We start from the raw sequence: 11,576 nt of genomic DNA, 5'->3' as shown, positions 1-11,576 counted from the left end.
TGTTAATCGTCAATTCGGGGATCGAGGGCGTCCTGCAGGCCGTCGCCGAACAGGTTGAAGCCCATAATGGTGATCATGATCGCCAATCCCGGCCAGATCGAGAGCCAGACGTTCGAGTGCATGTAGCCGTGGGAGATGTTGAGCATCTGGCCCCAGTCCGGTGTTGGCGGCTGTGCGCCGTAGCCGAGGAAGGAGAGTCCGGCTACGATGAGGATCGTCACGCCGATCTGCAACGTCGCGTACACCAACACCGGCGCGAAGCTGTTGGGAACGACGTGACGCATGATGATGTTTCGATCCCTGACACCGGCCGCCCGCGCGGCTTCGATGTAGTCCATCTCGCGGATGCTCAGCACTCGGCTCCGGATGATGCGGGCGAAGACGGGGATGAACGCGATCCCCACACCGAGCACGGCGTACCAGATGTTTGCCCCGCCGATGAAGACAGTGAAGACGATGATGAGGATCAGCGGTGGGATCGCGTAGACCGTCTCGACCAGTCGCATCAGCACGTCGTCGACGCGACCACCGTAGTAGCCGGCGACGGCACCGATCACCGTCCCGCCGGCGAGGCCGATAAACGTCGAGACGAGGCCGACGAACACCGACACCTGCGTGCCGTAGACGATCCGCGTAAAGTAGTCCCGACCGGTGTGGTCAGTCCCAAGCGGATGCTCGAGCGTGCCACCAGCCGGTAACGGATTCCACGATTGTTCGGCAAGCGGAAAGTACGGCGGCATGTGCTGTGTTCCCTCGCCCGGCGGCGGGATGTACGTGGGGTGATCGAAGATCGGCAACAGCCGCGCGAACGTGAAATCCGACAGGAGTCCGAACGTGAGCAGCGACAGGTTGCTGTCCACGGCGGCGTACACCGCGATGCTCAGCACAGCTGCCACGATATACAGCCCCCATCGGGCCGTCGTATCCTGTTTGATCCGCGCGACGGTGTATCGCCAGCCGACGCGGGCTTCGACGTCGTCCTCGTCGGCCACCGCGTCCGTTCCGCTCTCGAGTTGTGATTCACCAACTGCCATGATTACTCCCTCTCACCGTAAGTGACGCGTGGATCGACGTACGCATACGAGATGTCCGTGATGATGACGCCGACCACGAACAACACGCCGAGTAGCATCGTGACGCCCATCACGAGCTGGTAGTCGTTTTGCTGAATCGCCTCGACGAACAGCTGTCCCATCCCGTTGATGTTGAACACCGTCTCGACTAACACCGCCCCGCCGAGCGCCGTCGACAGGTTGAGCCCGACGATGGTGATAATCGGAAGCTGTGCGACCTGAAACGCGTGTTTGCGAAGGATCGTCCGCTCTGGGACGCCGTAAGCGCGGGCGAGCTTGACGTACTCGCCTTGCAGCGACTCGATCATCTGCGTGCGCTCGACGCGCATGATCGTCGCCATCTGTAACGTCCCCAGCGCGATCATCGGCAACAGCAGGTGCCGGATCGACTCGTAGTACAACTCGAGGTGGCCGCTGATGCCCGGGTAGGAACTGGGCGGTCGCCACGGGTAGATGAGCCCGCTCGAGGGTAACCAGCCGAGCTTGACGGCGAAGATCAGGATCAGGACGATCCCGATCCAGAACGACGGCGTGCTGACGCCGGCGAGGGCGGCGATTCGCGAGGCGTGGTCGGTCGGTTCGTTCCGACGGTCGGCGGCGACGATACCGAGCGGAATCGCCGTCACCAGCGCGAACGCGTACGCCGACAGGACCAACAGGAGCGTCGGTCCGATTCGATCCAGTATCAGATCGGCGACCGGCCGCTGATAGTGGATGCTCTGACCGAGGTCACCCTCGAGCAGGCCGGCCATATAAGTCACGTAGCGCTCGTGTAACGGTCTGTCGAGCCCGTATCGCTGTTCGATCGCTCGCACTAACTCCTCGCTGTGTTCCTGGCCCTGGAGCATGAGGCTGACCGGATCGCCCGGCCCCAGGTTCGCGAGCAGGAAGGTGATGACAGAGATCCCGATCAGGACGGGAATCGCCTGCAAGAGTCTGTAGATCGTGTATTTGAGTAGTTTCATTGCGCAGCCATTCGCGTTTGCATTTCGTCGTGATCGTCTCGAGACGGTGCCATCGCCGCCGAGTCGGTGGAAACCGCGGTCGGCCGGTTCCGCCGAGACGGCGTGGCGCCACTGTCCGGTTTACTCCATAGAGACGTTCGTATACTCCGCGACGAGAGTCGGGTTTCTCGTCACTTCCGGATGGGCCTGCAGACCCTGGACGTAGTCGCGGGCAGCCATCGTGTTGTCCTGGGTAAACGCGGGCAACACGGGCAGTTCTTCGACGATTTCTCGGATGACGGGCTCGTACAGATCGTATCGTGCGTCCTGGTCGGCCGAGTTGCGGGCCTCGGCGATGTCGTCGTGGAAGCCGTCGCTGCCCTCGTAGTAGTGGCCCTGGTTCACGCCCGCCTGGCTCTCGTGGAAGAGCGGGTAGAGGTAGAAGTCGGGGTCGGGGCCGCCAGTCCAGCCCAGCATGTACATCTGGTAGTCGTCCTCGTTCCCGCTCGTGTACGTATCGACCAGCGTCGCGAAGTCGAGCGTCTGCACGTCGGCCCCGTAGCCGATCTCGTCTAATCGGGTGGCGATCCGTTCGGCCAGTTGCGTGCGAATCCCTTCCGGCGTGATGATCGTCGGCTCGAAGTCGTCTGGCGCGTGTTCCTCAAGTAGCGACTGGGCCTCGTCAGGGTCGTACTCGGGCAACAGCTCCTGGTACTCGTCTTCCGGGAACCCCCAGACGTCGTTGACGACCGGTGGGACCGGGCTGTACATCGGCGAGGCCACGTTTCCGGCGTTGGACTCGATGAAATCCTGCATCGAGAACGAGTGGGCGATCGCCCGTCTGACCTCCGGATTCGCTGTTGGCCCCTCGTTGCAATTAAACGCCATATACATGAACGACGGACTCTCGGCCGAGTAGAGCTCTACCCCTTCCTCGTCCTCGAGAACGTCCCAGTCGTCGTTTGGAATCCCGGCGATGGCGTCGGTGTCGCCCGATCGAATGTCGGAGATCCGGCCCGCGTCGTCGTCGTGGGCGACGAAGCGAACCTGCTCGAGATTCGGCTCGAGGTCGTCCCAGTAGTCGTCGTTGCGCTCGAGTTCGACGTACTCGTTGTCCTGGAAGTCGGCGAACTCGAACGGGCCGGAGCCGACCGGATCCCTGTTGAACGCTTCGGGATCGTCGGTGCGGACGGATTCGGGAACCACCGTGACACCCATCGTTGCGAGTTCGAACGGACCGTATGGCTCGTCACCGAGGTCGACCTGGAGTTGGTAGTCGTCGATGACCTCGGTGTTCTCGATCATGTCGTACTCGGCCGCGTTTTCGGTTTCCTCTTCGACCGGCGCGGTAAAGGAGTGGGCGACGTCCGCGGCGGTCACCTCGTCGCCGTTGTGGAACGTCGCTCCCTCCACAAGTTCGAAAATATAGCGCGTCCCGTCGCGCTCGACGGTCGGCTCGCCCGTCGCGAGTTTCGGCTGTAACTCGAGTCCGTCGTTGTACTCGTAGAGGCCGTCGAAGACGAGTTGAATCACCTGAAAGCTGTAGGCGTCGTTCGAGATGACGGGGTCGAACTGTTCTTCGCGCGATTGCTCTTGCGTGAAGTGGAACTGCTCGGCACCATCACCGTCACCGCCACCAATGCACCCTGCAATTGCTGCCGCGGAGACGGCGGCCCCTGAAGCGAGGAGACGTCGCCTGGTAACGTCCACCATGTCTTGTGGCATATTGTCACATGTGCTCTGCCACCCCTTATATAACTTTTGATAAGTGTACTGTTTATACTGGTCGTATTCGACCAACGTCTTCCGATCTCTATCATCTCATACCACCTCTGCTGAATAACGCAGATTATTGTGCTCGATCGAACGACAATTGCTAATAGTTATGTTCTGCAACCGCCCGTCAGGGTATTGTGTGGAGTGCTACCAACTCCTTGTCGAGCGTAACCGAACGCAGACCTTTTTCTATCGGCGGACACAGTTGTGTCGTATGAACTATCGCGCCGTCGAGACCACGGACGAGTACGTCGCCCGCCTCGAGACCGGTGCCGACTGGCGGGCCGAGATCGAGTCCCTCGCCGACGCGGTCGAGGCCGATGCCGCCTGGTTTACCGCTCTCGGTGCGGTCCAAGACGCCGAACTCTGGTTTTACGATCAGGACGACTGCGAGTACTATCCGATCGAGTTCGACGAACCGCTCGAGGTCGCCAGCTGCGTGGGCAACGTCTCGTGGCTGGAAATCTCCGAGTCACACTCGGAGGACAGCGAGACGGAGTCTCGCCAGTACGACCGATTCGCACACACGCACGTCGTCCTCTCGGACGACGAGGGCACCGCCGTCGCGGGCCACCTGAACGAGGCGACGGTCTGGGCCGGTGAAGTCCACATGCGCGTCTTCGAAGACGGGTTAGAGCGGGCGTACGACGAGACCACCGAACTCGATCTCTGGCTCTGACATGCGGGAGGAAGACACACGGTACTTCCAGCGACTCGAGTCCCAGTTAGACGACGCGTTCGACGTCGCCGAACGGGCCAAACAACGCGGCGGCGACCCGAAACCCGAAGTCGAGATTCCGGTCGCCCAGGACATGGCCGACCGCGTCGAGAATATTTTGGGCATCGATGGCGTCGCCGAACGCGTCCGCGAACTCGAAGGCGAGATGAGCCGCGAGGAGGCCGCACTCGAACTCGCGAAGGACTTCGCGGAAGGTCGCGTCGGCGACTACGAGACGAAAGCCGGCAAGGTCGAAGGGGCAGTCCGCACTGCAGTCGCCTTGCTGACCGAGGGGGTCGTCGCCGCGCCCATCGAGGGGATCGACCGGGTCGAGATCCTGGAAAACGGCGACGGAACCGAGTTCGTCAACGTCTACTACGCTGGCCCGATCCGCTCGGCCGGCGGGACCGCACAGGCGCTGTCCGTACTGGTCGCCGACTACACCCGCGCGCTCGTCGGCCTCGAGTCCTACGACGCCCGCGACGAGGAGATCGAACGCTACGCCGAGGAGATTTCGCTGTACGACAAGGAAACCGGGCTCCAGTACACGCCGAAGGACAAGGAGACGAAGTTCATCGCGAAACACATGCCGATCATGCTGGACGGCGAGGCGACCGGCGACGAAGAGGTCTCGGGCTTCCGAGATCTCGAGCGGGTCGACACCAACAGCGCCCGTGGTGGCATGTGTCTGGTCCTCGCGGAGGGGATCGCACTGAAAGCGCCGAAGATCCAGCGCTACACCCGGAATCTCGACGAGGTCGACTGGCCGTGGCTCCAGGACCTCATCGACGGCACCTACTACGACGACGCCGCGGATGAGGAAGACGAGCAGAGCGACGCGGACGACGAGGGAGACAGTGACGAGGAAGACGCAGACACCGATGGAAACGATTCCGTAGACGACGGCGACGATGCTGACACCGATGGTCCCGACGGCCCCCCACGCGTCGAGGAGTCGACGAAGTACCTCCGGGACCTGATCGCCGGCCGCCCCGTCTTCTCGCACCCCTGCGCGAAGGGCGGGTTTCGACTGCGTTACGGGCGCGCGCGCAATCACGGCTTTGCGACCGCTGGCGTCCACCCCGCCGCGATGCATCTGGTCGACGACTTCCTCGCGACGGGTACCCAGATCAAAACCGAACGCCCCGGAAAAGCGGCGGGCGTCGTCCCCGTCGACTCCATCGAGGGCCCAACCGTCAAACTGGCAAACGGCGACGTGCGCCGGATCGACGACCCCGAGGACGCCCTCGAGATCAGAAACGGCGTCGAAAAGATACTCGACCTCGGCGAGTACCTGGTCAACTACGGCGAATTCGTCGAGAACAACCACCCGCTCGCACCCGCTGCCTACACCTACGAGTGGTGGGTGCAGGACGTAGCGGCCGCCGGCGTCGACGTACAGGCCTTCGAAGACGACCCGCGGATCGACCTCGAGTTCCCCGAACCCGACGAAGCGCTCGAGTGGGCGCTCGAGTACGACGCGCCGCTGCATCCTGAGTACACCTACCTCTGGCACGACCTCTCGGTCGAGGCGTTCTGTGCCCTCGCCGACGCGGTCGCGGACGGTCGGATCGAGGGCGACGCCGACGGCGACGACACGCTCGTCCTCGAGTACACCGACGATGTCCGGGACGCCCTCGAGACGATCATCATCGAACACCGCCAGCGCGAAAGCGAGGAGCGGATCGAGATCGACGACTGGCGCCCCTTCGCTCGCACGGTGGGTTGTGAGCTTCGCCGAGCGGTCGCCGACGGCGCTGCATTGGATCCCGACGGACGCGGACGGGAGTCGGCCATCGACCTCGAGCGCACCTGGTCCGACGACGACCTCTCCGAGCGCGCTCGCACGTGGGGCCACGAGGAGGAGGGCGACAACGCCATCGAAGCCGTCAACGAGGTCGCGCCGTTTGCCGTCCGGGAACGTGCGCCGACCCGAATCGGGAACCGAATGGGCCGTCCAGAGAAGTCCGAACGGCGTGACCTCAGCCCGCCGGTTCACACGCTGTTTCCCATTGGTGAAGCCGGCGGCGCACAGCGCAACGTCGCCAACGCGGCTAAACACGCCGAGACGATGTCGGATACGCCCGGCGTCGTCGAACTCCAGATCGGGCGCCAGCGCTGTCCGACCTGTGAGACGGAGACGTTCAAGAACCGCTGTCCGACCTGCGAGACGCGGACGAAACCCGACTACCGCTGTCCCGACTGCGACCAGCGCATCGAACCCGACGAGGCCGGCCGCGTCGAGTGTGATCGCTGTGAACGCGAGGCCACCTGCGTCGAACCCCGCGAGATCGACATCAACGAGGAGTACCGCGACGCCCTCGAGTCGGTCGGCGAACGCGAGAACGCCTTCGAGATCCTGAAAGGCGTCAAGGGACTGTCGTCGGCGACGAAGATCCCCGAACCGATCGAAAAAGGGGTTCTACGGGCGAAACACGACGTCTCGGCGTTCAAAGACGGCACTGTCCGCTACGACATGACCGACCTCCCGGTCACGTCGGTCCGGGCGAGCGAACTCGACATCGAGGTCGGCCAACTCCGAGCGCTGGGCTACGAGGAAGACATCCACGGCGACCCGCTGACCCACGAGGACCAGCTGGTCGAACTCAAAGTTCAGGACATCGTCCTCTCCGACGGTGCTGCCGAGCATATGCTCCAGACCGCCGACTTCATCGACGACTTGCTCGAGCAGTACTACGGCCTCGAGCGGTTCTACGAGTTCGAAGACCGACAGGATCTCGTGGGCGAACTCGTCTTCGGGATGGCACCGCACACGTCGGCAGCAACTGTCGGTCGAGTGATTGGTTTTACGAGTGCCGCAGTCGGATACGCTCATCCGTACTTTCACGCCGCGAAACGCCGGAACTGCTTCCACCCAGAGACGAAACTCTGGTCCCAGAACCACAACGGTGACTGGGGTTACGAATCGATCGAAACGATCGTCGAAGAGCGCTTGACTGATCCCGAAGAAGACGATTTCGGAACGCTCGTTCAGGACGTCGACGGACTCTGCGTCCCATCAGTCACTGCCGATGGAACGCCCGTCGAACAGCCCGTTGAAACTGTTTCGAAACATCTGGCCCCCGATCATCTCGTTCGGATCGAAACACGGAGTGGTCGAACGCTAACCGTAACTCAGGATCACACGTTCCGTCGATGGACGCCGGCAGGCTTGGAGTCCGTCGACGCTCGCGAACTTTCGGCTGGCGACGAACTCCCGAGTCCGAAATCGATCGACTTCGAGGGGACGACGAAATCGATCGATCTGCTGAAAGCGTTTATCGAGGCGGATGCCATTCCGAACGACTCGCTCGTTATCCGCGAGCTGGGCTCCGAACAAATCAAGGACTTACTCGACGACGCAACGCCGAATCAGGCGTATCTCAAACCGGTTGCGGAACGACTGGGAGTTTCTCAGTCGACGGTCTACAACTGGGTGAACCGAGACAGTGTTCCAGTCGGTTCGCTTCTCACTTTCTTCGACGCTGCGGAACTGCTTGACCGCATTCCGGACGACGTTACCCTCGGGATGAAACGCGACACCGCAGCTGTCGAACGACAGTTCGAGATCGACGATTCCGTCGCGACGCTGCTCGGATACTACGCTTCTGAAGGTTTCACTCGTCGTGAAGACGGATCGTTCTATCAGACGACGATCTGTACGCCCGACAGAGCGGCTCGAGATGACATCATCGATGTGTTCACCGACGCGCTCTCGATCGCCGCGTTCGAAGAGAACGAGTGGAAAGTAACCGTCTCGAGCCGTCTCGTCTCGGCGCTGTTCGCCGACGTGCTCGACCTCGGTGCGACCGCGGAAACGAAGCGGATTCCGGATTCCGTTCTCGATAGCTCTCGCTCCCAGCTGCGCGCATTCTTGGCCGCGTACTTCAGCGGAGACGGGAGTACGTCGAGCGAACGAATCGAGGTTCGAGCACACACAATCAGTGACGAACTTGCAACCGACCTCGTTGCTGCGCTGAAACGTTTCGGTATCGCAGCGAAAACCTACCGCGAAACGCGGCGTCCGTCCAATGGAGCCGTCGCCGAGTTCTACGGTGATGACGAACCAGTCCCCGAATTCGAATCGTGGGTTCTCAAAATCACGTCCGAGAACGCTGCTCGGTTCGCTGAACGTATCGGGTTCCATCTCGAACGGAAACAGGAGACGATTACCGATGTCCTTGAGACGACCGAACTCCGCTCGCAGCGCCTTTTCGCTGACGGCGGCGATACGTGGCTCGACGAAGTCGTTTCCGTCGAGATCGTCGAGAGTGACGTCGAATACACCTACTGTCTCACTGTCGAGGAGACGAATACACTGGTTGCCAACGATCTGTACGTCGGTCAGTGCGACGGTGACGAAGACTGCGTCATGCTCCTTCTCGACGGACTGCTCAACTTCAGTAAGTCGTTCCTCCCCGACCAGCGCGGCGGGAAGATGGACGCTCCGCTGGTCATGTCCTCCCGCATCGATCCCTCCGAGATCGACGACGAGGCCCACAACATGGACGTCGTCTCCCAGTACCCCCGCGAGTTCTATCTCGCGACCCGCGAGCAGGCCGACCCCGAGGACGTCGACGTCGAGATCGCCGAGGCAAACCTCGGCACCGATCTGGAGTACACCGGCTTCGACCACACTCACGACACCACCAACATCGCGATGGGGCCGGACCTCTCGGCGTACAAGACGTTGGGCTCGATGATGGACAAGATGGACGCCCAGCTCGAGCTCTCGCGCAAACTCGAGTCAGTCGACGAGACTGACGTCGCCGAACGGGTCATCGAAGGCCACTTCCTGCCGGATCTGATCGGCAACCTCCGGGCGTTCTCGCGACAGGAAACCCGCTGTCTCGACTGTGGCGAGAAGTTCCGCCGGATGCCGTTGACCGGCGACTGCCGCGAGTGCGGTGGTCGGGTCAACCTCACCGTCCACCAGGGATCGGTGAACAAGTACATGCAAACGGCGATTCAGGTCGCCGAGGAGTACGACTGCCGCGATTACACGAAACAGCGCCTCGAGGTCCTCGAGAAATCCTTAGAGAGCATCTTCGAGAACGACAAAAACAAGCAGTCAGGTATCGAGGATTTCATGTAGCTTGTCTCGAGGGAACGCCTTCGAGAGACTGCGTCTCTCGTGATCAGGCGGAACCGAAGGTTCCGCGGCCCTCGTAGAGTTCGGTGGCGTGTCCCTCGATAGTATAACCGAACACGTTGGCTAGCGTTTGCTCTCGGCCAGCCAGCCGATCCCGCAACCTGACCAGTCGGCCGAACTCCCACCGGTCAGTACCGAGAACTCGGGACAGCAGCCCGTATCATACGGTTTACCGTAGTCAATTACCGCCGATCGCCGACCCGTTCTGGCGATCGGCAGTAAATAGTTACAGCAATCCGTATCAGTCGCTGGCTCGAGTCAACCCCGGAATCTGTCCTTTTGGATACTGTATCTTCGGAGTGTGTCGATGGTCCGGGAGCCACTCGCGGAGGCTCTGGTTGAACCGTTTTGGGCGTTCCCGTGGGGTCCAGTGGCCACAGTTGCCTACCAGATCCAGTTCGGCGTCGGGCAGTCGCTTCGCGGCGCGGATCGACCACTCGACGGGAACGAGCGGATCGTTTCGGCCGTGGACGAGCAGCGTTGGAACGGTCAGCGACTCGAGGTCGTCGACGAAGTTCGTCGCGACGCGACCGTTAAACGAGAGTTCGTTCCGCTGGAACTGCTTGAAGGCTTGAATCGACCCCGGTTCCATCAGTTTTGCTCTGACGTCTTCGACGAACGGCTCGGGCAGGTCGCTGGCGTCGGCGACGAGGCTGTCGAGGACCATGCGAACGCTCTCGCTCGAGGCGCTGCAGGCGAGTTTCCCGAACTCCGTGGCTCCGGGAATCTGCCCGAGGAGTTTCCACGGCAGGGCACTGGGTAGCCGGCCGCCGAGGCCGTAGCTGTCGACCAGCGCCAGCCGTTCGACGCGGTCGGGCTGTCTGAGCGCGTAGCCAAGCGTTGCCCCGCCTCCCATCGAGATGCCGGCCAGCGAGACGCGGTCGTAGGGCAACGTCTCGAGGAAGCCCTCGAGGACGTCGACGTACGTCTCGAGTGTATGGGTAACGCTGCCCGTACTGTTGCCGTACTCCGGCCAGTCGATCCCATAGACCTGGTAGTCCTCGGCGAGGGCGTCGATGGTGTGACGCCACGAGACCGTCGCGTCGTCGATCCCGGCCCCATGACAGAGAACGACGGGAGGGCCACTGGTTCCGGCGCGTCGGTACGCAATCCGGCAGTTGCCGACGGTGGCGACGCCGGTTCCGGTCATACGACGGCCACCTCATCGCCGTGATGGCCGAGTCGGATCGCGAAGTGGTAGCGGTTGCTGTGACTGTCCGTCAGGGGGGCGACAGGGCGCAGGCGTGCCGATCGTCCGACACCCGTATCGACTACACGATCGACGGTGGTCGATCGGCTCCCCACTCGGACTGATTCGAGACAACGCGGTTCGACTGGCAGCGTCCCGGACGACGCTCCAGCGGTGCGACCAAGTATCACGACCACCTCTCTGAACGGGGGATGTATATTGTTTTCTATTACCGTGGGTGGGACTGTCACAAAATCGACGAGATTTGCCCCCTCGACCGAGCACATGTGGGGATTCTATATAGCGGATAATTATTTATGGAGACAGTATCCGACCGTGGCGAATTTCCGCAGCCATCGATATTCTCCCGAGCTGGATCCTGTGTTGCCTTTATTGCCCGTCACAGCGTTGAGATCGGTATGGCCACAGAACAACCACGGCTCGGGTTCGGAATGGCGGTCTACACCGAAAACGGCGACAAGATCGGGCGGATCCGTGGCTTCGACGAGGAAGGGTTCTACATCACCCTCCGCGAGGGCCTCGAGGGGATGAGCGTCGAGCACGTCCGCTCGGGTCACGAGTTCGGTGAGGCACACCTGATGTGGCGCTGTTTCGAGTGCGGCGAGATGGGATCGCTCGATCGCGACCTGCCCGACAGCTGTCCGTCCTGTGAGGCGGGTCGAGAAGAACTCTACTACTGGACCGAGGACTAGGTCGAAACCCG

General features: G+C 61.9%; 7 protein-coding genes. 3 read left to right on the top strand and 4 right to left on the bottom strand.

Annotated elements, in window-relative coordinates; all coding sequences use genetic code 11:
- Positions 1–2: 2 nt before the first annotated feature.
- The 3 genes from GCU68_RS05920 to GCU68_RS05910 form a co-directional block, all read right to left on the bottom strand.
- Positions 3–1,034: an ABC transporter permease gene (locus tag GCU68_RS05920; RefSeq protein WP_152939814.1), complete on the bottom strand. Its 1,032-nt coding sequence runs from the start codon at positions 1,032–1,034 to the stop codon at positions 3–5.
- A 2-nt stretch (positions 1,035–1,036) separates the two neighbouring features.
- Entirely contained in the window at positions 1,037–2,038 is a 1,002-nt protein-coding gene (locus tag GCU68_RS05915) for an ABC transporter permease (RefSeq protein ID WP_152939812.1), read from the bottom strand.
- A gap of 120 nt (positions 2,039–2,158) precedes the next feature.
- Positions 2,159–3,742: an ABC transporter substrate-binding protein gene (locus GCU68_RS05910; protein ID WP_152939810.1), complete on the bottom strand. Its 1,584-nt coding sequence runs from the start codon at positions 3,740–3,742 to the stop codon at positions 2,159–2,161.
- A 265-nt stretch (positions 3,743–4,007) separates the two neighbouring features.
- Here GCU68_RS05910 and GCU68_RS05905 point away from each other — a divergent pair, with 265 nt between their 5' ends.
- Together GCU68_RS05905 and GCU68_RS05900 are read left to right on the top strand one after the other, a co-directional pair.
- Positions 4,008–4,472 carry a PPC domain-containing DNA-binding protein gene (locus GCU68_RS05905; RefSeq protein ID WP_152939808.1) on the top strand — a complete coding sequence of 155 codons (465 nt, stop codon included), beginning with the start codon at positions 4,008–4,010 and terminating at the stop codon, positions 4,470–4,472.
- A 1-nt stretch (position 4,473) separates the two neighbouring features.
- Complete coding sequence (locus tag GCU68_RS05900) at positions 4,474–9,606, top strand: DNA polymerase II large subunit (protein WP_152939806.1); 5,133 nt, start codon at positions 4,474–4,476, stop codon at positions 9,604–9,606.
- 298 nt (positions 9,607–9,904) lie between these two features.
- Here GCU68_RS05900 and GCU68_RS05895 read toward each other — a convergent pair whose 3' ends face one another.
- The gene (locus GCU68_RS05895; RefSeq protein WP_152939804.1) at positions 9,905–10,813 is read right to left on the bottom strand and encodes an alpha/beta fold hydrolase; all 909 of its coding nucleotides are present in this window, start codon (positions 10,811–10,813) and stop codon (positions 9,905–9,907) included.
- 458 nt (positions 10,814–11,271) lie between these two features.
- Here GCU68_RS05895 and GCU68_RS05890 point away from each other — a divergent pair, with 458 nt between their 5' ends.
- Complete coding sequence (locus GCU68_RS05890) at positions 11,272–11,565, top strand: DUF7130 family rubredoxin-like protein (RefSeq protein ID WP_152939802.1); 294 nt, start codon at positions 11,272–11,274, stop codon at positions 11,563–11,565.
- The last annotated feature ends 11 nt before the right edge of the window (positions 11,566–11,576 follow it).

This window comes from Natronorubrum aibiense (genome assembly GCF_009392895.1).
GTDB classification, from domain to species: domain Archaea; phylum Halobacteriota; class Halobacteria; order Halobacteriales; family Natrialbaceae; genus Natronorubrum; species Natronorubrum aibiense.
The sequence above is the reverse complement of the archived record's forward strand: the minus strand, read 5'-3'. Positions and strand labels throughout refer to the sequence as shown.